The 21,764-nt window shown below is 63.5% G+C and carries 21 protein-coding genes; 12 read left to right on the forward strand and 9 right to left on the reverse strand.

All coding sequences use genetic code 11. The features are described from left to right. The first annotated feature begins 24 nt into the window (after window positions 1-24). The 5 genes from cobA (at window position 25) to E4M07_RS01285 (ending at window position 4,698) form a co-directional block, all read left to right on the forward strand. Window positions 25-819: a uroporphyrinogen-III C-methyltransferase gene (gene cobA, locus E4M07_RS01265; protein ID WP_136656472.1), complete on the forward strand. Its 795-nt coding sequence runs from the start codon at window positions 25-27 to the stop codon at window positions 817-819. After that, window positions 816-2,120, forward strand: a complete 1,305-nt coding sequence (locus tag E4M07_RS01270; RefSeq protein WP_136656473.1) for a cobyrinate a,c-diamide synthase — start codon at window positions 816-818, stop codon at window positions 2,118-2,120. Before cobA ends, E4M07_RS01270 begins: the two co-directional genes overlap by 4 nt. Then, complete coding sequence (gene cobD, locus E4M07_RS01275) at window positions 2,120-3,130, forward strand: threonine-phosphate decarboxylase CobD (protein ID WP_136656474.1); 1,011 nt, start codon at window positions 2,120-2,122, stop codon at window positions 3,128-3,130. Before E4M07_RS01270 ends, cobD begins: the two co-directional genes overlap by 1 nt. Window positions 3,131-3,139: 9 nt before the next feature. Continuing rightward, window positions 3,140-4,111 carry an adenosylcobinamide-phosphate synthase CbiB gene (gene cbiB, locus E4M07_RS01280; protein WP_136656475.1) on the forward strand — a complete coding sequence of 324 codons (972 nt, stop codon included), beginning with the start codon at window positions 3,140-3,142 and terminating at the stop codon, window positions 4,109-4,111. A 155-nt stretch (window positions 4,112-4,266) separates the two neighbouring features. After that, window positions 4,267-4,698, forward strand: a complete 432-nt coding sequence (locus tag E4M07_RS01285) for a L,D-transpeptidase (protein WP_136656476.1) — start codon at window positions 4,267-4,269, stop codon at window positions 4,696-4,698. Between the two features lie 4 nt (window positions 4,699-4,702). Here E4M07_RS01285 and E4M07_RS01290 read toward each other — a convergent pair whose 3' ends face one another. Genes E4M07_RS01290 through E4M07_RS01315 form a run of 6 tightly spaced genes read right to left on the reverse strand, consistent with a single transcriptional unit; the run spans window position 4,703 to window position 10,064 of the window. Beyond that, window positions 4,703-5,638 (reverse strand): lipid A biosynthesis lauroyl acyltransferase, encoded by a 936-nt coding sequence (locus E4M07_RS01290; RefSeq protein WP_169054049.1) that lies wholly within the window; start codon window positions 5,636-5,638, stop codon window positions 4,703-4,705. Between the two features lie 5 nt (window positions 5,639-5,643). Then, entirely contained in the window at window positions 5,644-6,672 is a 1,029-nt protein-coding gene (locus E4M07_RS01295) for a zinc-binding dehydrogenase (RefSeq protein WP_136656478.1), read from the reverse strand. A gap of 56 nt (window positions 6,673-6,728) precedes the next feature. Beyond that, complete coding sequence (locus E4M07_RS01300) at window positions 6,729-8,012, reverse strand: beta-ketoacyl-ACP synthase (protein ID WP_136656479.1); 1,284 nt, start codon at window positions 8,010-8,012, stop codon at window positions 6,729-6,731. A 17-nt stretch (window positions 8,013-8,029) separates the two neighbouring features. Then, on the reverse strand, window positions 8,030-9,226 hold the full coding sequence (locus E4M07_RS01305) for a beta-ketoacyl-ACP synthase (protein ID WP_136656480.1): 1,197 nt from the start codon (window positions 9,224-9,226) through the stop codon (window positions 8,030-8,032). Window positions 9,227-9,236: 10 nt separating this feature from the next. Then, the gene (locus E4M07_RS01310) at window positions 9,237-9,734 is read right to left on the reverse strand and encodes a 3-hydroxyacyl-ACP dehydratase FabZ family protein (RefSeq protein ID WP_136656481.1); all 498 of its coding nucleotides are present in this window, start codon (window positions 9,732-9,734) and stop codon (window positions 9,237-9,239) included. Window positions 9,735-9,779: 45 nt separating this feature from the next. Beyond that, complete coding sequence (locus E4M07_RS01315; RefSeq protein ID WP_136656482.1) at window positions 9,780-10,064, reverse strand: acyl carrier protein; 285 nt, start codon at window positions 10,062-10,064, stop codon at window positions 9,780-9,782. 205 nt (window positions 10,065-10,269) lie between these two features. On the opposite strand from E4M07_RS01315, the gene E4M07_RS01320 reads away from it, so the two are divergent. The 3 genes from E4M07_RS01320 to preA all read left to right on the forward strand — a co-directional run bounded on the left by E4M07_RS01320 (window position 10,270) and on the right by preA (window position 14,299). After that, window positions 10,270-11,397 (forward strand): Mrp/NBP35 family ATP-binding protein, encoded by a 1,128-nt coding sequence (locus E4M07_RS01320; RefSeq protein WP_136656483.1) that lies wholly within the window; start codon window positions 10,270-10,272, stop codon window positions 11,395-11,397. Window positions 11,398-11,624: 227 nt separating this feature from the next. After that, window positions 11,625-12,974 carry an NAD(P)-dependent oxidoreductase gene (locus E4M07_RS01325; RefSeq protein ID WP_206057151.1) on the forward strand — a complete coding sequence of 450 codons (1,350 nt, stop codon included), beginning with the start codon at window positions 11,625-11,627 and terminating at the stop codon, window positions 12,972-12,974. Window positions 12,975-12,988: 14 nt separating this feature from the next. After that, window positions 12,989-14,299 (forward strand): NAD-dependent dihydropyrimidine dehydrogenase subunit PreA, encoded by a 1,311-nt coding sequence (gene preA / locus E4M07_RS01330; protein ID WP_136656484.1) that lies wholly within the window; start codon window positions 12,989-12,991, stop codon window positions 14,297-14,299. Between the two features lie 18 nt (window positions 14,300-14,317). On the opposite strand, the gene E4M07_RS01335 is transcribed toward preA, so the two are convergent. From E4M07_RS01335 to E4M07_RS01345, 3 genes are read right to left on the reverse strand one after another with little or no spacing between them, the layout of a single operon-like run. After that, complete coding sequence (locus tag E4M07_RS01335; RefSeq protein WP_136656485.1) at window positions 14,318-15,061, reverse strand: SDR family oxidoreductase; 744 nt, start codon at window positions 15,059-15,061, stop codon at window positions 14,318-14,320. 3 nt (window positions 15,062-15,064) lie between these two features. After that, window positions 15,065-16,510, reverse strand: a complete 1,446-nt coding sequence (locus E4M07_RS01340) for an aldehyde dehydrogenase family protein (RefSeq protein WP_136656486.1) — start codon at window positions 16,508-16,510, stop codon at window positions 15,065-15,067. A gap of 6 nt (window positions 16,511-16,516) precedes the next feature. After that, on the reverse strand, window positions 16,517-17,239 hold the full coding sequence (locus E4M07_RS01345) for a GntR family transcriptional regulator (protein WP_136656487.1): 723 nt from the start codon (window positions 17,237-17,239) through the stop codon (window positions 16,517-16,519). 193 nt (window positions 17,240-17,432) lie between these two features. Between E4M07_RS01345 and E4M07_RS01350 the strand changes: the two genes are divergently transcribed. Genes E4M07_RS01350 through E4M07_RS01365 form a run of 4 tightly spaced genes read left to right on the forward strand, consistent with a single transcriptional unit; the run spans window position 17,433 to window position 21,759 of the window. Next, on the forward strand, window positions 17,433-18,920 hold the full coding sequence (locus E4M07_RS01350; protein ID WP_136656488.1) for an aldehyde dehydrogenase family protein: 1,488 nt from the start codon (window positions 17,433-17,435) through the stop codon (window positions 18,918-18,920). A gap of 20 nt (window positions 18,921-18,940) precedes the next feature. Beyond that, window positions 18,941-19,921: a TRAP transporter substrate-binding protein gene (locus E4M07_RS01355; protein ID WP_136656489.1), complete on the forward strand. Its 981-nt coding sequence runs from the start codon at window positions 18,941-18,943 to the stop codon at window positions 19,919-19,921. A 3-nt stretch (window positions 19,922-19,924) separates the two neighbouring features. Beyond that, window positions 19,925-20,455 carry a TRAP transporter small permease gene (locus E4M07_RS01360; protein ID WP_136656490.1) on the forward strand — a complete coding sequence of 177 codons (531 nt, stop codon included), beginning with the start codon at window positions 19,925-19,927 and terminating at the stop codon, window positions 20,453-20,455. Next, window positions 20,455-21,759, forward strand: a complete 1,305-nt coding sequence (locus E4M07_RS01365) for a TRAP transporter large permease (protein ID WP_136656491.1) — start codon at window positions 20,455-20,457, stop codon at window positions 21,757-21,759. Before E4M07_RS01360 ends, E4M07_RS01365 begins: the two co-directional genes overlap by 1 nt. Window positions 21,760-21,764 lie beyond the last annotated feature (5 nt).

The raw sequence follows: 21,764 nt of genomic DNA on the forward strand, positions 1-21,764 counted from the left end.
GCATGCAGGCAACGGAGCGCGGTCATGACCGATGCGCTTTTCGGGCAATTTCCGACGATGGAACCCGGCTGCGTCTGGCTGGTCGGCGCGGGGCCGGGCGACCCCGGACTTCTGACGCTGCTCGCCGCCAGTGCCATCCGCACGGCGGACGTCATCGTCCATGACGCGCTGGTCAACGCGGCCTGTCTTGAGCTGGCGCGCGACGATGCGGTGCTCGAATATGCCGGCAAGCGCGGCGGCAAGCCCTCCGCGAAACAGCGTGGCATCTCGCTGCGGCTGGTGGAACTCGCGCGCGAGGGCAAGAAGGTGCTGCGTCTCAAGGGCGGCGATCCGTTCGTCTTCGGGCGCGGCGGCGAGGAAGCCCTCACGCTGATCGAACACAATGTGCCGTTCCGCATCGTGCCGGGCATTACCGCCGGGATCGGCGGTCTCGCCTATGCGGGCATTCCTGTCACCCATCGCGACGTCAATCACAGCGTCACGTTCCTGACGGGCCACGATTCCAGCGGCATCGTGCCGGACCGGATCGACTGGGACAGTGTCGCGAAGGGTTCGCCCGTGATCGTCATGTATATGGCAATGCGGCATATTGCGACGATAACGGATCGCCTCATCAAGGCGGGCCGCGAACCGGACGAGCCGGTGGCGGTTGTCTGCAACGCGACGACTGACCAGCAGCAGGTACTCGAGACGACGCTTGAAAACGCCGAGCAGGATCTGGTGGTGGCCGGGCTTTCACCGCCGGCCGTCGTCGTCGTGGGCGGCGTGGTGCCGATGCGCCGGACGCTCGACTGGCTCCAACGGGGCGGCGAACAATGAGCGGGCTTCTGATCGCTTCGCCCATGTCGGGTTCCGGCAAGACGACAATCACGCTCGGACTATTGCGCGCACTCCGCCGCCGCGGCGTCGAGATAGCACCCGGAAAGGCCGGCCCCGACTATATCGATCCGGCTTTCCATGCTGCGGCAAGCGGCAGCGCATGCCTGAATTTCGATCCCTGGGCCATGCGGCGGGACCTTTTGATCGCCAATGCGGGCCTTGCCGCGGGCGGCGGCCGGCTGCTGGTCGTCGAGGCGATGATGGGGCTCTTCGACGGCGCATCCGACGGAACCGGCGCCGCGGCGGATCTGGCCGAACTGCTGAAACTGCCGGTTGTCTTCGTCGTCAATTGCGCGAAAATGTCCCACTCGGTCGCAGCACTCGTGCAGGGTTACAGCCGCTTCAGGCCGAACGTGATGATCGCCGGCGTCATCCTCAACAATGTCGCGAGCGACCGGCATGAGGCCATGCTGCGCGCGGCACTCGACGGCATCGGGATGGACGTCTTCGGTGTCGTTCGCCGCAACGATGCCCTTTCGCTGCCAGAGCGGCATCTCGGTCTCGTGCAGGCGGGGGAACATTCTGCGCTCGAGGCCTTCATCGAGAAGGCAGCCGCTTGCGTCGAAACGGGATGCGATCTCGACGCCATCGTTGCGGCGTCGACGGCCCTCGGCGCCGCCGATACCGTTTCGAACATCGAACGGCTGACGCCGCCCGGTCAGCGCGTCGCCGTGGCGCGCGATGTCGCCTTCGCCTTCGCCTATGAGCACATGCTCGATGGCTGGCGGCGGCGGGGTGCTGAAATATCCTTTTTTTCTCCGCTCGCCGACGCGGCGCCCGATGCCGACTGCGACGCGGTTTTCCTGCCGGGCGGCTACCCGGAGCTGCACGCAGGCAGGCTCGCCGCCGCCGGAAACTTCCGCAAGGCAATGACATTGGCGGCGGAACGCGGCACGGCGATCTACGGCGAGTGCGGCGGCTATATGGTGCTCGGCGATGCGCTGGTTGACGGTGACGGCGAAAGCCACACCATGCTCGGCCTTTTGCCGCTCACCACGAGCTTTGCTGAGAGAAAGCTGCATCTTGGCTATCGGCGCGTCGAACCGGTGCGGCCGTTCATCTGGGATAGGCCGCTGACGGCGCACGAATTCCACTACGCCACGATCGTCGAGGAGGGCGAGGCCGACCCGCTGTTCGCGGTTCGCGACGCCGGCGGCAACGACCTCGGCCATGCCGGGTTGCGGCGCGGATCGGTGGCCGGTTCGTTCCTGCATGTCATCGACCTCGGGGAGAGGGGCTGATGGCGGCCGCGGTCGAACACGGCGGCGCCCTGGCGCGGGCCGTCGCCGAATATGGCGGGGAACCCGCCGACTGGATCGACCTTTCCACCGGCATCAACCCAAACCCGGCGCCGTTGCCGGACCTGCCGGCAAAGGTCTGGTCGCGGCTGCCCGATGAGGACCTGTTCGAAAGGGCCAGTGACGCGGCGGCGGCCTTTTACGGCGCCGCGGACGGGATCCGGCCACTGCCCGTCGCCGGAACGCAAAGCGTGATCCAGTTGCTGCCGTTCCTGTTTGACGGCGATGTCGCGATAATGGGGCCGACCTACGAGGAATACAGGGCCCGGTTCCAGCGCGCCGGGCGCGCCGTCGACATCATTTCCGGCACCGACGAGATCAGCGATCGCCACCGTCTGGTGATCCTCGTCAACCCGAACAATCCGGACGGCCGGGTCATGCCGCGCGCCGCGGTTCTGGAGCTCGCCGACCGGCTCGCCGTGCGCGGCGGGCACCTGGTGGTCGACGAGGCATTCGCCGATCTTTACCCGGAACACAGTGTCGCGGGTTTTGCCGGGACACGGCCGAACCTGATCGTGTTCCGCTCCTTCGGGAAATTCTTCGGCCTTGCGGGCCTGCGGTTGGGCTTTGTCCTGGCTGCACCTGCGATCAGCAGCGCCATGCGCGACGGGCAGGGGCCCTGGGCGGTCTCCGGGCCGGCTCTAGAGCTTGCAAGCCTTGTTCTGAGGGACCATGCGCTGCGAATCCGGATCGAGGGTGCTATTCGGCAGCGGCACGTCGCGCTCTGTGCGGTGCTCGAAGAGGCCGGTCTCAAAATCACCGGCGGAACGCCGCTCTTTGTCCTCGTCGACGATGATCGCGCCCAGGCTCTGCATTCGCACCTTTGCCGGCACCGGATCCTGACCCGGAAATTCCACTACGCGCCGCGCTGGCTACGGATCGGGCTCTGCCGGAACGGGGACGAGGAGTCCCGCCTGCGCGCAGCGCTTGCTCAGTACAGCGAGCCGGTCTGAGGCGGACGCGTGGAAACACATTTCGCCATACTCACCCTGGCCTTGCTGGCGGACCGGCTGCTCGGCGATCCGCAATGGCTGTGGGAACGGGTCAGGCACCCGGTCGTGCTTTTCGGAAGTGCCATTGACCTGGCCGACCGCCTCGGAAACAAGTCTTCCCAAACGGAATCCGTTCGCCGTCGTAACGGACTGATTGCAATCGTGATTCTGCTGTTCGTTGTCGTAGCGATCGGGCTTGCCTTGTCACGGCTTTTGGGAATTCTGGGTGTTGCCGGCTTCCTCCTTGAGGTTGCAATCGTCGCGGTCCTGCTGGCGCAAAAGAGCCTCGGCGATCATGTCGGCCATGTTGCGCTTGCCCTGCGCGAAGGCGGCATTGCCGGCGGGCGCGAGGCGGTCTCGCGCATTGTCGGCCGTGATCCGGACAGTCTCGACGGAAGCGGGATCTGTCGGGCGGCGATCGAGAGCCTGTCGGAGAATTTCTCCGATGGTGTCGTCGCGCCGGCACTGTGGTACGCCGTTTTCGGGCTGCCGGGCATCCTGTTCTACAAGATGCTCAATACGGCCGATTCCATGATCGGGCACAGGAACGAGCGGCACGGTGCGTTCGGCCGGGCCGCCGCGCGTCTCGACGATCTGGCGAACTGGCCAGCGGCGCGGCTGTCGGCCGTTCTGATTGCCGCCGGAGCCCTCATCGTCCGGGGCGGAGGTGCCGCGCGCCGGGCCCTGGACGCGGCCCGGCGCGATGCAGCGCTGCATCGCTCTCCGAATGCCGGGTGGCCGGAATGCGCGATGGCTGGATCGCTCGGCCTGGCGCTTGCCGGCGCACGGGTCTATGGCGGTGTGGTCGTGCGCGAGCCCTATATGAACGCCGTGGGCCGGCGGCATTTGACTGTCGACGACATCGACGCCGCTTTGGATGTATTTCATGCAGCGTGCACGGTCTTGATCTGTCTTGCCGCAGTATTATTCCTGCTATTGTGACATTTCTTACATCCAGTCCCAGCACACCTCACGCAATGTAGAATAACCGCTCTTACCAGTGCGGATTAAATCTCGCCGTCTGTAGATCTTTCGGACTTGGGGGAAGCAAGAGCGCGCGTCGTGCCGTCGGCGCCGCGCCAATTGGGGGAAGAAATATGCGTTTGTTCTTGTCGGTTCTGGTTCTTGGTTTCGCGATTCTCGTTTTTCAGCCGGTTGCCGCCGGGGCGGTGACGCTGACTGCCCGTATCGACCTTTCCAGCCAGACGATGGTGGTGACCCATCGCGGCAAGGTCAAATACCGCTGGAAGGTTTCGACAGGACGCCGGGGCTACTATACGCCGACCGGCAGTTACCGTCCGAAATGGCTTTCCAGACATCACCGCTCGCGCAAATACAACAATGCGCCGATGCCCTTCGCGATCTTCTTCCGCGGCGGCTATGCTGTTCACGGCACCAATGAGATCAGCCGCCTTGGACGCCCCGCCTCGCACGGCTGCGTCAGGCTCGATCCGAACAATGCCGCGACGCTGTTTTCGCTGGTACAGCGGGAAGGGTTCAAGAATACGCGGATTATCATCCGGCGCTAGGTGCTCACCCGTAGAGCTTGTGCTTGATATTCCAGCGGTCGTGGAACCACTGCCACTGGCCGGGATATTCGCGCACCCAGCTTTCCACCTTGTCGTTCAGCAATTGCGCGGTTGCGGCGACGTCGATCTGACCGCTGCCGTTGCGCGGCAGTTCCACGGCCGGCTCGATCTCCAGCCGGAAGCGGCCGTCGGGCAGGCGGATCGACCGGGCGGGGTAGACCTCGCAGTCGTAGTTGCGCGCAAGTTTCACCAGCAGCGGATTGGTCTGGACCTTCAATCCGAAGAACTCCGTCTTCGCGCCCTTGTGGAACTTCTGGTCGACCAGCATCCCGACGCCCTTGCCGGTCTCCAGGACACCGGCGAGGCTCCAGGCCGCGCCGACCTGGGACGGCACGAGATGACCCATATGGGTGCGGCGCGCCGACATGAGCTTGCGCGCGATATAGGGATTGTTCGGCGGGCGGAACAGCGCCGTGACGTTGAGCCCGTACTTGGCGGCGATGATCGGCAGCAACTCGAAATTGCCCGTATGGGCCGTGAAGACAATAAAGGGGCGGGGATTGTCACGCAGGTCGAGAAAGCGCTCGATGCCGTCGACCTCGATCATGCCACCGTTGCCGTTGGCGAGATCGTGGTCGATCAGTTCCTCGACAAACACATACTCGGCGGCAAGCCGCGCCATGTTGCCCCACATGTCGCGGGCGATCGCCTCGCGCTCTTCCTCGGACTTTTCGGGAAAGGCGCGTTCGAGATTGTAGAGCACGAGCTTGTGGCGTGCCGTCCTGGGACCGATCAGATAAGCCATCTTCTCGGTGAAGCGGATTGCCGTGCGAGCCGGTATGCGCCGCAGGATCCTCAGGATCACGAAGATGATCTGCGCGACAAGCCAGTTCTTGGCCTTTCGCAGCTTGAATGCATATCTCGAAAGGAAACGCTTCACGCCGATCAATCCATCCTCAGGATGATCTTCCCGAAAACCTGCCGGCCTTCCATGCGCGCCAGCGCGGTGTCGATATCGTCGAGACCGACCTCCGTGTCTATCACCGGGTGCACAAGTCCGCGCGCCATCTTCTGCATGGCGTTGGCCATGTTCTCCATGCGGCAGCCGAAGGATCCGATCAGTCGCAATTGCTGCTGGAACAGCTGCATCAGGTTCATCTGGGTGGAAACGCCCGATGTGGAGCCGCAGGTGACGAGGCGCCCGCCACGCTTCATGCACAGCATGGAACCCGCCCAGGTGTCGGCGCCGACATGTTCGAAGACAACGTCGACGCCCTTCTTCTTCGTCAGCTTGCGCACGACGCCCTCGAAGCGGTCCTCGCGGTAATTGATGACGTGGTCGGCCCCGAGCGCCTTGGCCTTGTCCATCTTACCGTTAGAGCCAACCGTTGTGATTACCGTGCAGCCGTGCTTCTTCGCCAGCTGTATGGCGGCGGTTCCGATGCCGGAGCCGCCGGCCTGCACGAGTATGGTCTCTCCCGGTTCGAGGCGGGCGTTGTCGAAAAGCATGTGCTCGACCGTGCCGAAGGTGACCGGCGCGAGCGCCGCGCCGACGGCATCGACGCCCGGCGGTGCGGGCACCAGCAGCCGTGCCGGCAGGTTGATCTTTTCCTGCGCGAAGCCGTCGAGGTGGAAGCCGTGCACGCCGCCGACATGTTCGCAAAGATTGTCCCGGCCCTCGCGGCACGCGTGGCACAGCCCGCAGGTTCGCGCGCCGTAAATAGAGACGAGTTGCCCGGGAAGGACGTTGGAGACGCCGGGTCCGATTTCCTCGACCGTGCCGGAGGCCTCGGCGCCGATGACCAGCGGCAGCTTGCGCTTGGCGAAGGCCATGCCGCGCCATCCCCAGACGTCGATGTGGTTGAGCGCCACCGCGCCGATGCGCAATGTGACCTCCCCGGGTGCGGGAGGGGGTGGCGCGTCAATGTCCGCCAGTTCAAGTTTGCGGTCTTCTACGAGCTGCAGTGCGCGCATAGTCGTGCGGTGTCCTGTCTCTACGGGCGTAGCCGATTAATTCGATCAGCAGCCGTTTAGGCCGGTTCAGCCGTCATGACAAGACATGCGTTCTGTCCGCCGAAGCCGAAGGAGTTCGACAGGACCGATGTCACGGCCTGGTCGCGCTTGACGTTGGGAACGACATCCAACTCGATTGCCGGATCCGGGTTTTCGTAATTGATGGTGGGCGGCAGCGTTCCGGTCTGGATCGTCAGCAGCGAGAAAACCGCCTCAACGGCTCCGGCCGCCGTGAGCGTGTGGCCGATCATCGACTTGTTGGAGGAAACCGGAATCGCGGACAGGTGATCGCCGAATACCGTCGAAAGCGACAGGTATTCCATCTTGTCGTTCTCGGGGGTCGATGTGCCGTGGGCGTTGATGTAGCCGATGCCCGATGCGTCGAGACCGGCGTCGTCGAGCGCCGCCTGGACCGTTGCGATGGCCGGCGCGCCGTCGGGCGAGGAACGGGTGCGGTGAAAATGGTCGGCCTTCTCGCCGTAGCCCTTCATGATTCCGAGGATCGTCGCGCCGCGCGACACGGCGCTTTCGAGCGATTCAAGGACCAACGCGGCGCCGCCTTCGGCAATGACGAATCCGTCGCGGTCGCTGTTGAATGGCTTGGACGCTTTCTCCGGAGGATCGTTCTGGGTCGAAAGGGCCGAAAGCAGGGAAAACCGGATCAGCGCTTCCGCGTTGACCGAGCCGTCCGTAGCGACGGTCAGCGCCCGCTCCGTGCGGCCCTGGCGGATTGCGTCGACGCCGAGCTGGATCGCCGTCGCGCCGGACGCGCATGCGGTCGACAGCGTCACCGGCAGGCCCCGGGTGCCGTAACGGTCCGAGAGGCGCTCGGCGACGGTGCCGAACAGCGCGGTGCGCGTGAACTCCGGGTGCGGCCGCGTGCGCAGGACTTCGAGGAGGCCGTCATAGGCATTTTCCTGATCGCTCTTGAGGCCGGCTTCATCGGCAAGGGCGAACCGGTCGGTCCATTCGCACTCCACCGGCGGAGCGGCAACGAAGAGCGGTCCGTTGAAATCGCCGTTTATGCCGGCCTGGGAGACGGCTTCCCGGGTCGCCGCATCCGCCAGCGCGAAGGACAATTCGCTGGCTCTGTTGGAGGTGTCCATGAAGTCCACGGTCCCGCAAATGCGCGTCGAAAGGCCTTCCGTCGGAAACCGCGTGATCGTGTGAATGCCGGATGTTCCGCCGCTGAGCGCCTGCCAGTTGTCTTGCTTGCCCTGACCGAGCGAGGTGACGATGCCCATGCCCGTTACGGCGATCAGGGGCCGTCCGAGATGATCCGTGTAGGTGCTCTTGGTCATATCTGTGCTCCGGGTTGTTACTCGGCGTTGAGCGAAGCAAGGCCCTCGCCGTGCGTGAACCCGACGGCAGTCACGATCGCCGTTTCCGCCGGTCCGCTCATATCGGCCTCGGCCTCGGTGTCAAAGCGCGGCAGGCCGGCGCCGGAATTCAGGGCCAGTGCGGCGATTGCGACACCGACCGGAAACTGCGCCTCCATGGTGTGGCCGGTAATGCCGCCATAACCGCGCAATGCCGCATCCGGCCAGCGTTCTTCGATGAACGTCCTCTCGCGGTCCCGCAGATCGTGTTTACCGGACGTTCCCGAGAGGACCAGGGGGTTCCGGTCCTCGGCGGGCGCTACACGGTCGGCGAGGTCGCCCAACCGTCTTTCCAGGCCGGCCTCGTCACGGTTCCCGCGGTCGCCGTCCACATTGCCGATCGAAGCGTAGATCCGGGCGCCCCTGGCTTCGGCATGGCTTCGCGATTCGAGCACCAGGAACGCGGATGCGGACCCGGTGATAATGCCGCCGCCGCTGGAACGGGACCAGAGCGGCTGCCAGTCGCCCTGTGCCAGCGACTGCACGCCCTCGTAAAGCATGTGCATGTCCTGACGTTCGGCGTTGTACGCGCCGCCGACCAGCGCATGCGTCGACTGACCGGCGCGGATGCGCTCGAAGGCGGTAGCCAGCGCCGAGATGCCGGCTGCCTCCTCGCCCATGAAGGTCTTGGACGAACCGGTGACCTTGTGGACGATCGAGATATTGCCGGCCAGCAGATTGGAGAGCTGGGCCAGAAACAGGGTCGGGCGCAGCTCGGTCGTCAGGATTTCATTGAGGACATGGTCCCGGTCGTTACGGGTCAGTGCCTTGTTGACGATCATCGTATCGACCGCGACGTCCCGTTCGCCGCCGCCGGCTGCGACGATCATGTCCATGGAGCCGCACAGTTCGGCATCTTCCTTGAGACCGGCATCATCCAGCGCCAGTCCGGCCGTGAAGACGCCGAGACGCTGCCAGTTCTCCATCTGGCGCTGGTCGCCGCGCCGCGGAATCTGTTCCGACCAGTCGATCTCGGGTGCCGGGTGCACGGGGTAGGGCGCAAAACGCTCGCTGTCGATGATCGGTTGCGGACTTTCGGATGCCGCAAGCACGGCCTCGTGCGCCTGGCGGCCGACGCCGTGGCAACTGACAATGCCGATGCCGGTGATCACCACATCATTCGGTTTCTTCGCCATGGAACGGTCCTCAGGCATCGGCGCTTTGCGGCATGGCTGCAATCAGCCCGACGTCTTTCGCCCGTGCCTTGATGAGTTGTGCCAGCTGCGCTGTTTTCGGATCGACCGCCGCATCAAACGCCACCGTGCGGAATTTGAGCTGCGCGTCGCATATCTTCGTGCCGCCGCTGCGGATGCGGGCCTTGGTGACCGCGAATCCGGATCCTTCATGCTCCAGATCCGCTTCGATATCGAGCACCGTTTCCGGTTCGACAAAGGTCCTCAGCTTGGCGCCGTCCACCGACATCAGGAAGGGCATGGCGCTGAACGCGTTCGCTGCCAGCAGCAAAAAGCCGCTCGCCTGCGCCATTGTCTCGATCAAGAGCACGCCGGGGACGAGGGGAAGACCGGGGAAATGGCCCTCGAATACCGGGCTGTCGGCTGGAACGGTGGACTGGGCCGTGATGCGCCCCGCATCGAGATCGATGCCCTGGACGCGGTCGATCATCTGAAAATATTCAAGGAGCATCAGCCACCCATATGCCGCTCTTGGTCAATGTTCGCGGCGCTTGCGTCAGGACTTGGCGGCCCTCAATTCATCGATCTTCACACACAGATTTTTCAGGACGAAGTACTCCTCCGTGGCAACCTTGCCGTCATTGACTTCCTGCGTCCACTGCTCGAGCGGAATCTTGATACCGAATTCCTTGTCGATGGCGAAAACAATGTCCAGAAAATCGAGGCTGTCGATTCCCAGATCGTCGATCGTATGGCTTTCGGGCGTAATGGTGTCCCGGTCGATTTCGCTTGTTTCGGCGATAATGTCGGCAACTTTGTCGAATGTGGCTGACACGCTCATATCCTTATGGTTTGTCCGTTTCGCGGTGAGCTATAGAAAAATCCGCTGCAAAAGCCAATGGTGTGTATACGGTTTCGCAAATGAATACCATCGCCGTGTTGCAATCATCCGGATCGGTGTGGAGATAGTGCGGCATATCCTCCATTGTAAGGGGTGGAAATGTGCACTATTTGCTGATGAACTTTTGTTCGGAAACGGGTCGCCAATGTCACAGGTGAGCAAGGAAGAGGTTCTCAACAGGCTGGAAGGCGTCAGCCATCCGGCGATCGGCGGGAACATTGTCGAAAAGGGCCTTGTTTCGGATGTCTTCATCGCCGACGGCAAGGTCTATTTTTCCATCACGGTATCGGCCGACCTGGCGCCGAAACTCGAACCGTTGCGGCTGGCGGCCGAGAACGCCGTCAAATCGATGGACGGTGTCAGTGCCGCCATGGTTGCGCTGACGGCCGAGAAGAAGCCCGGAGCCGGCCCGGAACCCGCAAACGCCAACCGGCAGGCACCCCAGCCGCAGCAGCCGCAAAAGGCCGGGGTGCCAGGCGTCGGCGCAATCATCGCCGTGGCCTCCGGCAAGGGCGGCGTCGGGAAATCGACCACCGCCGTCAACCTGGCGCTTGGCCTGCAGGCGATCGGGCTCAGGGTCGGCATACTCGATGCCGATATCTACGGCCCGTCCATGCCCCGCCTGCTCAATGTCGGCGGACAGCCGGAGCAGACCGGCGAACGCATGCTGAAGCCCAAGGAAGCCTATGGCCTCAAGGTCATGTCCATGGGGTTCCTCGTGGCCGAGGAAACGCCGATGATCTGGCGCGGTCCGATGGTTGTGTCGGCGCTGACGCAGATGCTGCGCGAGGTCGATTGGGGCGAACTCGACGTGATCGTCGTCGACATGCCGCCCGGCACCGGCGATGCGCAGCTGACCATGGCGCAGAAGGTGCCGCTTGCCGGCGCCGTCATCGTCTCGACGCCGCAGGACCTGGCGCTGATCGATGCCCGCAAGGGTCTCAACATGTTCAAGAAGGTCGATGTTCCGCTGCTCGGCCTCATCGAGAACATGAGCTACTTCCAGTGTCCGTCCTGCGGCGAACGGTCCGACATCTTCGGCCATGGCGGCGCCCGCGAGGAGGCCGAGCGGATCGGCGTTCCATTCCTCGGGGAAGTGCCGCTGCACATGGACATCCGCGAAAACTCCGATGCCGGAACGCCGGTGGTCGTCGCCCAGCCGGACGGGCCCCATGCGCTAATCTTCAGGGAGATCGCCGAAAAGGTGCGCGATCAGATCATGGAAGGCGCCGAAGCGGCGGAGATCGCGGCGCCGCGGATCGTTTTCGAATAGCGCTGCGGAATCTGCTCACAAGTCTCTGAATAAATTTAACAATGTCGAACGCCGCGCGGCCGTTGAAGGCGCGTGGTGGGCTTAAGCTGTTTTCAGTGCAAAATTGACCATATGATAAAAAATTTGACCTTGTGAGAAAATCAGGTCATTCTGTTGACGGTAAATGGGAGCACTGCCGCGCAGGAAACCGGAAAAGGTGGCGCGGCACTACGAGGAAGGAGGCGTGCATGGCGAGCGAAGCAATGCGTGACGTCAGGGCCGGTCGGCTCGAGCAATCCGAATATGCCGAGAATTTTTCCGACATCCACCCGCCGCTCAATGCACATGAGGCTGCCGTGGAGGCGGATCGCTGTTATTTCTGCTACGACGCTCCGTGCATGATCGCATGCCCGACCAGCATCGACGTTCCGCTGTTTATTCGGCAGATCGCCGCGGAGAACGCCAAGGGCGCGGCGAAAACCATCTTCGAACAGAACATCCTCGGCGGCATGTGTGCCCGCGTCTGCCCCACGGAAACGCTGTGCGAGCAAGCTTGCGTGCGCGAGATCGCCGAAGGCAAACCGGTCAAGATCGGACAGTTGCAGCGCTATGCGACCGATGTGCTCATGCGCGAGGCGTCCGACCATCCCTTTGAGCGGGCGCCGTCGACCGGCAAGCGCGTGGCCGTTGTCGGCGCGGGACCGGCGGGCCTTTCATGCGCCCACCGTCTGGCCATGCACGGTCACGACGTGACCGTGTTCGAAGCCAGGGAGAAGGGCGGGGGCCTTAGCGAGTACGGCATCGCGGCCTATAAATCGGTCGACGACTTCGCCCAGAAGGAACTGCAGTTCATCCTCGACATCGGCGGCATCACGGTCGAGACCGGCAAGAAGCTGGGCGCCGATTTCAGCCTGTCGGACCTGACCGGTCAGTTCGATGCCGTTTTCCTCGGTATCGGCCTTGCCAATGTCAATTCGCTCGGCGTCGAAGGCGAGGATGCCGAGGGCTGCGAAGACGCGGTGGACTATATTGCCGGGCTCCGGCAGGCCGCCGATCTTTCCAGGCTTGCCATCGGCCGCCGCGTGGTGGTGATCGGCGGCGGCATGACCGCAATCGATATCGCAACCCAGGCCAAACGGCTCGGCGCCGAGGAGGTGACGATCGCCTACCGGCGCGGTCAGGACGGCATGAACGCCAGCGACTATGAACAGGAGGTCGCCCAGACGAGCGGCGTGACCATCCGCCACTGGCTGCAGCCGAAAGCCCTGGTGCTGGATGACGCCGGCGCCGTGGCCGGTATCGAGCTGGAATATACCAGCCAGGCAAACGGCACGCTTTCCGGCACCGGCGAAACAACGACCATCGCCGCGGACCAGGTCTTCAAGGCCATCGGCCAGAGCTTCGACGATCATCCGCTGGCCGGCAGCGGACTCGATATGGACCGCGGCCGCATCCGCACCGACGAAAACCGCAAGACCAGTCTTGCGACCGTCTGGGCCGGCGGCGATTGCGTCAGGAGCGGCGAGGACCTGACGGTCGTATCCGTTGAGGACGGCAAGATTGCCGCCGAATCCATTCACGCAACGCTTTCCGCGTAGCTCGGGAGGAAATCATGGCAGATATCTCAACCAACTTTCTGGGCATCCAATCCCCCAATCCGTTCTGGCTCGCGTCAGCCCCGCCGACGGACAAGGCTTATAATGTCGAGCGTGCCTTCGAAGCCGGCTGGGGCGGCGTGGTGTGGAAGACCCTCGGCGAAGCGGGGCCGCCTGTCGTCAACGTGAACGGACCGCGCTACGGCGCCATTCACGGCCCCGACCGCCGCTTGCTCGGCCTGAACAATATCGAGCTCATCACCGACCGCGATCTCGAGATCAACCTGAAGGAAATCATCGAGGTCAAGAAGCGCTGGCCCGACCGGGCGATGATCGTGTCGCTGATGGTGCCGTGCGAGGAACGCTGCTGGAAGGAAATCCTCAGCCGCGTCAATGACACCGGCGCCGATGGAATCGAGCTCAATTTCGGCTGTCCACACGGCATGAGCGAGCGCGGCATGGGCTCGGCCGTCGGTCAGGTGCCGGAATATATTCAGATGGTCACCGAATGGTGCAAGCAGTATTCGCACCTGCCGGTGATCGTGAAGCTGACGCCGAATATCACGGACGTGCGCTATCCGGCGCGGGCGGCCAAGGCCGGCGGGGCCGACGCCGTCTCGCTGATCAACACCATCAACTCCATCGTCTCGGTCGATCTCGACAATTTCGCACCCGAGCCGACCATCGACGGCAAGGGTTCGCACGGCGGCTATTGCGGTCCGGCCGTCAAGCCGATCGCCATGAACATGGTCGCCGAGATTGCCAGGGACCAGGAGACAAAGGGCCTGCCGATTTCCGGCATTGGCGGCATTTCCACCTGGCGCGACGCGGCGGAATTCATCGCCCTGGGTTGCGGCACGGTCCAGGTCTGCACGGCGGCGATGACATACGGCTTCAAGATCGTCCAGGAAATGATCGACGGCCTTTCGGACTGGATGGACGAGAAGGGCTATCACACGATCGGCGAGTTCCAGGGCATGGCCGTGCCGAACGTCTCCGACTGGCAGTACCTCAACCTCAATTACGTGACCAAGGCGCGCATCGACCAGGACGCCTGCATCAAGTGCGGACGCTGCCATATCGCCTGCGAGGACACCTCGCACCAGGCGATCACCAGCATCGTCAACGGTGAGCGCATGTTCGAGGTGATCGACGAGGAATGCGTCGGCTGCAATCTGTGCGTTAATGTCTGCCCGGTCGACGGCTGTATCACGATGGAGCAGATCGCCGGCGTCGATCCGCGCACCAAGGAGCCGATCGATCCGGACTACGCCAACTGGACGACGCATCCGAACAACCCGATGGCGGCCAAGGAAGCGGCCGAATAGCGGTCAAAATGGCGGCGGCTAGGTGTTCACCGAGCCGCCGTCCACTGCGATGGTCTGCCCGGTGACGAAATCGCTGTCGTTCGAGGCGAGGAATATCAGGGCGCCGATGAGATCGTCGGGATAGGCGTCGCGTGCCAGTGCGCGCGATGAAAGCACTTTCGAACGCGCCGCTTCCACATGTTCGGTATTTTCGACGATGCTGCTCGACAGCGTCAGCCCGGGCGCCAGCGAATTGACGCAGATCCCGGCAGGTCCGAGTTCACGCGACAGCGCCCGTGTCATTGCCGCGAGCGCGCCTTTCGACGCGATGTAGTGCAGCATTCCGGGCATGCCCTTGTAGACGGTTCCGGACGTGACATTGATGATCTTGCCGGATTGCTGCCTTTCCATGTGCGGCCCGGCGGCGCGCACCATGTTGAAGGCCCCGCGCACGTTGACGGCCATGACTTCGTCCCAGAGATCCGGATCGATCTCGTCGTATCGGGCGACCGGAAGCGTCGCGAACACCGCGGCATTGTTGACGAGGACGTCGATCCGGCCGAATGCTTCGATACACGCTGACACCGCGTCCGCCGCTTCGGCAGGGTCCGAGACATCGGTGTGTTTATAGAGCGCGCCGGTATCGGCGGCTGCCTCCGCCCCGTCGGCGATGTCGGCGATCAGGACATTCGCGCCCTCGACACGGAGCGTCCGTGAAAATTCCAGCCCGAGGCCCTTTGCGCCGCCGGTGACTATGCAGGCTTTTCCCTTCAGCCGACCCATGATCTATCCACCCGGAAGGCGGCCGAATTCGGCGTAGATGTGCTTCGTCTCGAGAAAATCGTCGAGACCTTCCAGGCCGTGCAGCCGGCCAAGGCCGCTCTCGCGGAAACCGCCGGTCTCGGCCTCGGCGAACAACCGGTTGTGGCAGTTGATCCAGACCGTGCCCGCCTTAAGAGCACGCGCGACGCGCCGCGCCCGGCCGTGATCGGACGTGTGCACGCTCGCTGCGAGGCCGTAGCGGGTCGCATTGGCGCTCGCGACCGCGGCTTCCTCGTCGTTGAACCTTTCCGCCAGCACCAGCGGACAGAAAAGCTCTTCCTGGACCAGCCGGTGACTGTTGTCGGCAATCTCAAAAAGCGCCGGCGTCACCACGTTGCCGCGCGGGTGGCCGTCTCGAACTTCGCCATCCAGCAAGGTGCTTCCCGCCTGTCTCGCCGCGTCGACCGCCGTACGGTAGCGATCGGCACCCTGCAGGTCGAACAGCGGTCCCATCTGGACGGAGCCGTCCATCGGGTCACCCACGGCAACGGCGCCGAGCGCATCGACAAGCCGGCCGGTAAATGCGTCCCAAAGGCTCTCCTCCACCAGGACACGGGTGATGGCCGTGCACATCTGCCCGGCATGGGGTATTGAACCGCGGACGATCTCTGCGGTTGCCGTATCCAGGTCCGCATCGGCAAACACCAGGGCAGGCGCCTTGCCGCCCAGCTCCAACGACAGGCGTTTCAGCGTCGGCGCGGCGCCGGCCATGATCTTCTTTCCGGTGGCGCTCGAACCGGTGAAGCTGACCACATCGACCTCCGGATGCGTACAGAGTACCTGCGAAACCTCAAGATCGCCGTGAACGATGTTGGCGACACCGGCGGGGAGGGAGGGGCAGGCGGAGAGGCATTCGGCAAAGATCCGGTTGACGCCGCTCGTCTGGTGCGCGCCCTTGATAACGACGGTGCATCCGGCGGCAAGGGCAGGGCCGAGCGAACGCAGCAGCAGTGTCGACGGAGCATTCCAGGGAACGATGATGGCGGCGACGCCGATGGGCTCGCGGGCAAAGATCGACTGCTTGCCCTCGTCGATCTCGCTCACGCGGCCGAAAATGGACCGGGCAAGCCCGGCATAGTAGCGCGCCTCGCTGATGGCGGCGTCCGTCTCGTGCAGGCAATGGGCGAGTACCTTGCCGTTCTCGACGGCGATTTCCCGCGCAATCTCGTCACGGCGTGCGGCGATCGCATCGGCGAGTTCCAGCAGGGTCTTCGCCCTCAGCCGCGGCGCGTGGGGCCAGGGCGTCCGGTCGAATGTCCTGCGGGCTGCGTCAATGGCCTCTTCGGCGGTGCCGGCACCGCCCATGAGGAACGCGGCGTGATCGGCTCCCCGGTAGACGTCGACCGTGGTCGCGGCCTCGCCCTCTTCGATCCAAGTGCCGTTGATCCAGTGGCGCGCGGTTTGCGTCATGGCGTCCTACTCGTTGGCCGCCGCTTCAAGGCGATCGGCGCTGGAGGTTTCGTAGATGCGTTTGACGAAGAGGTCGGCATAGTTGAGCGTCGCATGGCTGTGTTCGCGCATCATCGCCTCGGCCCGCGCCGCATCTCGTTTCTTGATGGCGTCGAAGATAATGATGTGCTGCGAGTGACCGACGGTGAGCCGCTTCAGCTCGCGGCGCGGATTGGTCCGGTCGAAGGCAAGCGAGCCAAGCGCGGCGAGCGGAAGCATGGCGATGCGCTCATAGGCATGCGCGATCAGGTCGTTGCCGCACTGGTACATGATCGTCTCGTGGAAGAGGATGTTCGCCTCCTGATAGCCGTCCATATAGTCCGGGTCCGGCTCGTCGGCGTCGAGCACCCTCTCGGTGAAGGCGATCGACTTCAGCAAGGCATCCTCGGCCGATTTTGGCATCCCGTTCTCCGCCATGGTGCGGGCGGCGAGTGCCTCCAGCGCGGCGCGCACGGCAATCGATTTCTCGACGTCCGAACTCGAAATCGAGCGAACCGTGAATCCGCGGCCGCTGCGTTTTTCGATGAGACCTTCGGCGGCCAATGTGGCCAGCGCCGTGCGGGTCGGCGTTCGCGAGACATCCATCTCGGCCGCGATGCCGACTTCCGTGATCTTTTCGCCGGGCACGCGTTCGCCGTTCAGGATCTGTCTGCGCACCACCGCGAGCACGCGTTGCGAACTGGAAGACATCGGTTCCTCTTCATTTTTGGATACATAAGAGCACTTTTTACGCAAAATTCCAGCTAATTTCCGATATCGATCTTAACTTTGGATACAAAATCTGGTTCAAATTTCAAAAGACAGGTTGGGATGACGCGACCGGAACGGCTCGGTCAGCGGGCCGCGCTCGGGCAGTCCCGGTCCGTCCAGGGAGGAACGAGCCATGAGCCAGGCAGTGCAAAATCCGGTCACGACCGATCTGTATATTGGCGGAGAGGCACGTCCCGCGGCGGCCGGGCGAACCTACGAGATCTTTAATCCGGCGCGCCCCGATGAGCTGGTCGGCCACGCCGCAGCAGCCGGGGCCTCGGATGTCGATGCCGCGGTGCAGGCGGCGCACGGCGCATTCCCTGCCTGGTCGGCGCTGTCCTATGGCGAGCGGGCGAAACTGCTCCTCAAGGTCGCCGATGAACTGGTCGCCGACGAGGCGGATGTCGCGTACCGGTCGCATCTCTTCTGCCGCGAACACGGAAAAATCATCAAGGAAACCTTGCTGGAGATTTCGCGGCTCGGGGATCGGTTCCGGCAATCGGCCGCCTATGCGGAGCGCCTGGCAGCGGACGAGGAGATCAGCGGCCCGCCCTTCGATACCATCGTGACGCGCCAGCCGCGCGGTGTCGCCGCGCTGATCGTGCCGTGGAACTGGCCGCTCTCCATCCTCGGCGCCAAGTTGCCGCAGGCACTGGTCGCCGGCAACACCGTCGTCGTCAAGCCCAGCCACAATTCGGCGCTCGCACCGTCGCTGACCCTGAAGAAGATCGCCGAGATGCTGCCGCCGGGCGTCGTCAACATCCTGACGGGCGGTGCCTCCGAGATCGGCGATCCGCTGGTCTCGCATCCGCTCGTGCGCTTCGTCAATTTCACCGGTTCGGTGGATGTCGGCCGGCACGTGATGCAGGTGGCGGCGAAAAACATCACACCGGTGACTCTCGAGCTCGGCGGGAACGACGCGGCGATCGTGTGCCCGGATGCGAAGATCGACGACGCCGCCCTGATGCGCATGTATTTGGGGGCCTTTATGTCGTCGGGGCAGATCTGCATGGCGCTCAAGCGCCTTTACGTGCACCGCTCGCGCTATGACGAGGTCGTCGACGGCCTGACAGCCGTGTGCAACCGCATGGTTGTCGGCGACGGGCTGCTGGAGGAAACCAACATGGGTCCGGTGAACAATCGCAAGCAGCTCAACGTTGTCACCGGCATGATCGATCAGGCGCGCTCGGCCGGCGCGGACCTGAAGGAACTGGGCCAGGTCCCGGACGAAGACCTTTATGCGAAGGGCTATTTCCAGCGGCCGACACTGGTCTACGATCCGGACCAGGCGCTCGACATCGTGCGCAAGGAACAGTTCGGTCCGGCGCTTCCGATCATGCCCTTCGACACCGAGGAAGAGGCTGTGACCAAGGCCAATGACAGCGAATTCGGCCTGTGTTCCTCGGTGTGGACAGAGGATCGCGACCGCGCCGTCAAGATCGCGCGGCAGATCGAAGCCGGCTTTACCTATCTCAACGCCCACGGTCCCACGGCGCAGGACGGCCGCGGTCCGTTCGGCGGCTTCAAACAATCGGGAATTGGACGCAATCTGGGATACGAGGGCATAATCCAGTTTCAGGGATACCACTCGATCAGCGGGCCGGCCGGCTGGCTATTTTGAGGAATTAAGGGAGGAAAAAAATGAAACATGTGTCAATGCTTGCAGCCGCCGCGCTGGCGGTTTCGGTCTCGGTTGCCGAAGCGAAGGAGTTGAGCCTCGCCTATTTCATGGGGCCGAAGCATCCGATGAACGCGGCGGTCTTTACGCCGTTTGCCGAAAAGCTGGCGGAGGTCTCCGGCGGCAAGATGACCGTTCAGCAGTTTCCCGGCGGGGCGCTGAATTCCGTACCGCCGAAACAGTACGCCATACTGCTCGACGGCGTTGCCGATATCGTCTTCACGCTGCCGGGCTATACGGGCGACGTCTTCCCGATGACCAATGTCGTGACATTGCCGGGGGTCTGCGACAGCCCGAACGCATGCACCGAGGCGATCCTGCGGGCCCGCGATGTGCTGGAAGAGGAATACGACGCGAAACTCCTGGCGGTCTGGACGAACGCGCCGCCGGTGCTGATCACGAAGGACAAGCCGGTCCGTAAGCTCGAGGACCTTGAAGGCATGAAGATCCGCGTGACAGCGAAGCAGGACGTGCCGTTCATGGAGGCGCTCGGCGCGTCCGCGGTCGCCCAGCCGGTCACCGTGATCAACCAGAACCTGGCGAACGGCGTGATCGACGGTATTGCCATCGACAGTTCGGCGATTGCCGCATTCAAGCTTCACGAGCCGGGAAACTATGTCACCACCTGGATGCCCGGCTCCGGCTCCGCCTTCGTTCTTTTGATGAACAAGGACGTCTATAACGGGCTGAGCGAGGAAGAACGCGGATGGGTCGACGAGGCCTCGGCCGACTGGCTGTCCGTTTCCGGTGGCGAGGGGTACCAGAAGGCGACCAAGTTCGGCATCAAGGTCGCGACCGACGCGGGGCTGGAAATGATCGAGCTGAGCGATGATGAAAAAGCGCGCTTCAACGCCAAGATCGAACCGGTTCTTGCGGAGATCATGCAGCAGAAGGCCGGATCGAAAACGGTCGGAGAGGTCATGGCGATCATGAAGGGCCAGTAACCCTTGTCCGACGAAACGCCCGGGACGCTCGCCTGGCTTGACAGGCAGCTCGGCCGCGTTGCCGGGCTGCTTGCCGTGATCGGGGCCGTCTCGATCGTCGCCCTGATGCTGATCACCATCGCCGCCGTCACCTGGCGCTACGGTCTGAACGATCCGATCTTCGGGATCGAGGATCTCTCGGTGGTCACCCTGACCCTGGTCGCCGGCGCCGCGGTCGCCTACGGCGCGCGCCACAACGCCCATGTCAGCGTCGACGTGATCTCCTATTTCTTCGGCAGGCGGGTCACCCGCTATACCGATGCGGTGATGCGGGCCCTGTCCGCCGCCATCGCCGGCCTTGCGACCTATGCGCTGTTCCACGCAGCCTGCGGCATCGAAAAGGCGTGCATCACCAACAATTTCAGCATCGAGCACAGGCCGTTCTACTATTTCCTGGGCGTTGCGCTCGGCCTTTACACGCTGCACCTCCTGCTCAGGCTCTTTATCGGCCTGCGGCACTTCTCGGGCGAAGACCCCAACGAGATCGGCGACTGATGGACAACACCGCGATCGCCTTCCTCGGTTTTCTTGCCCTCTTCATCCTGTTGTTCATCCGCATGCCGGTTGGCGTCACCATGATGCTCGTCGGCACGGCCGGTATCTATTTCATCCGCCCGCAGGCGGCGATCCCGAAACTGGCCGGTGAAATCTACAACGAGGCGTCGAATTATCCGCTGACGATCATCCCGCTCTTTGTCCTGATGGGCAATCTTGCCGGTGTTTCCGGGATGAGCCGCGACCTCTACGACGCCGCCCATTCCTGGCTGGGACACCTGAAGGGGGGTCTTGCATCCGCGACGGTGGTGGGCTGCGCCGGCTTTTCGGCCCTGTCCGGCTCCTCGCTGGCGGCGGCGCTGACCATGGGCCGCGTTTCGCTGCCGGAGATGCAGCGCTACAACTACCACAACGGGCTGGCGACCGGATCGATCGCCGCCGGGGGAACGCTCGGCATCCTGATCCCGCCTTCGGCCGGGTTCGTCATCTACGCGATCCTTACCGAGGAGAGCATCGGGCGGCTGTTCATGGCCGGGGTCATTCCGGGCCTGTTGCTGACGGCGCTGTTCATCCTGGCGATCTGGATCGTGGTTGCACGCGATCCGGAAATGGCGCCCGGCGGAGCCAGCGCCGAATCCCTGCGCAAACGGCTGCGCGCGCTCGCCCGCGCCGGCTGGATCGTCGGCATCATCGTGCTGACCATCGGCGGCATCTATACGGGCGTGTTCTCGGCCGTGGAAGCGGCCGGCATCGGCGCCTTCCTTGCGCTGGTCGTCACCGCGATCCGCCGCAAGCTGACCTGGGCGAACATCGTCGAGGTGTTCTCGAGCACGCTCAAATCCTCGGGCACCGTCTTCATGATCCTGTTCGGGGCCTTTGTCTTCAAGACGTTCATCGGCTTTACCGGCATTACCTACGCGTTGTCGCTCTGGGTCGATTCACAGGGCTTTACCGGCGTCCAGGTGGTCATCGCGTTCCTCGCCATCTTCATCGTCCTCGGCATGTTCATGGACGGTTTCGCGATCCTGGTGCTGACGGTGCCGCTGGTGCAGCCGATCATCGAGCCGCTCGGCATCAACATGGTCTGGTTCGGCGTCCTCATGGTCATCGCCCTGGAGATGGGGCTGATTTCGCCGCCGGTCGGCGTCAACGTATTCGTCGTCAAGGGCATTGCACCCGATGTCTCGCTCAACACGATTTTCCGCGGCATCTGGCCGTTCTGGTTCGCCATGCTGGCGGCCGTCATCCTGGTGCTGATGTTCCCGCAACTGGCCTTGCTGTTGCCGAACACCATGTTCGGATAGGCTCG

Origin of the sequence: Nitratireductor sp. XY-223 (assembly GCF_004959855.1) — a bacterium.
Classification (GTDB): domain Bacteria; phylum Pseudomonadota; class Alphaproteobacteria; order Rhizobiales; family Rhizobiaceae; genus Hoeflea_A.

What these genes read in the sequence shown, in the direction of transcription:
- cobA (WP_136656472.1), top strand. Translation starts at nt 25, where the DNA reads ATGACCGATGCGCTTTTCGGGCAATTTCCGACGATGGAACCCGGCTGC.
- E4M07_RS01295 (WP_136656478.1), bottom strand. Translation starts at nt 6,672, where the DNA reads ATGCGCGCACTGCAGCTCGTAGAAGACCGCAAACTTGAACTGGCGGAC.
- E4M07_RS01335 (WP_136656485.1), bottom strand. Translation starts at nt 15,061, where the DNA reads ATGGGTCGGCTGAAGGGAAAAGCCTGCATAGTCACCGGCGGCGCAAAG.
- E4M07_RS01320 (WP_136656483.1), top strand. Translation starts at nt 10,270, where the DNA reads ATGTCACAGGTGAGCAAGGAAGAGGTTCTCAACAGGCTGGAAGGCGTC.
- E4M07_RS01300 (WP_136656479.1), bottom strand. Translation starts at nt 8,012, where the DNA reads ATGACCAAGAGCACCTACACGGATCATCTCGGACGGCCCCTGATCGCC.
- E4M07_RS01285 (WP_136656476.1), top strand. Translation starts at nt 4,267, where the DNA reads ATGCGTTTGTTCTTGTCGGTTCTGGTTCTTGGTTTCGCGATTCTCGTT.
- E4M07_RS01315 (WP_136656482.1), bottom strand. Translation starts at nt 10,064, where the DNA reads ATGAGCGTGTCAGCCACATTCGACAAAGTTGCCGACATTATCGCCGAA.
- E4M07_RS01305 (WP_136656480.1), bottom strand. Translation starts at nt 9,226, where the DNA reads ATGGCGAAGAAACCGAATGATGTGGTGATCACCGGCATCGGCATTGTC.
- E4M07_RS01365 (WP_136656491.1), top strand. Translation starts at nt 20,455, where the DNA reads ATGGACAACACCGCGATCGCCTTCCTCGGTTTTCTTGCCCTCTTCATC.
- preA (WP_136656484.1), top strand. Translation starts at nt 12,989, where the DNA reads ATGGCAGATATCTCAACCAACTTTCTGGGCATCCAATCCCCCAATCCG.
- E4M07_RS01345 (WP_136656487.1), bottom strand. Translation starts at nt 17,239, where the DNA reads ATGTCTTCCAGTTCGCAACGCGTGCTCGCGGTGGTGCGCAGACAGATC.
- E4M07_RS01270 (WP_136656473.1), top strand. Translation starts at nt 816, where the DNA reads ATGAGCGGGCTTCTGATCGCTTCGCCCATGTCGGGTTCCGGCAAGACG.
- E4M07_RS01310 (WP_136656481.1), bottom strand. Translation starts at nt 9,734, where the DNA reads ATGCTCCTTGAATATTTTCAGATGATCGACCGCGTCCAGGGCATCGAT.
- cobD (WP_136656474.1), top strand. Translation starts at nt 2,120, where the DNA reads ATGGCGGCCGCGGTCGAACACGGCGGCGCCCTGGCGCGGGCCGTCGCC.
- E4M07_RS01355 (WP_136656489.1), top strand. Translation starts at nt 18,941, where the DNA reads ATGAAACATGTGTCAATGCTTGCAGCCGCCGCGCTGGCGGTTTCGGTC.
- E4M07_RS01325 (WP_206057151.1), top strand. Translation starts at nt 11,625, where the DNA reads ATGGCGAGCGAAGCAATGCGTGACGTCAGGGCCGGTCGGCTCGAGCAA.
- E4M07_RS01350 (WP_136656488.1), top strand. Translation starts at nt 17,433, where the DNA reads ATGAGCCAGGCAGTGCAAAATCCGGTCACGACCGATCTGTATATTGGC.
- E4M07_RS01340 (WP_136656486.1), bottom strand. Translation starts at nt 16,510, where the DNA reads ATGACGCAAACCGCGCGCCACTGGATCAACGGCACTTGGATCGAAGAG.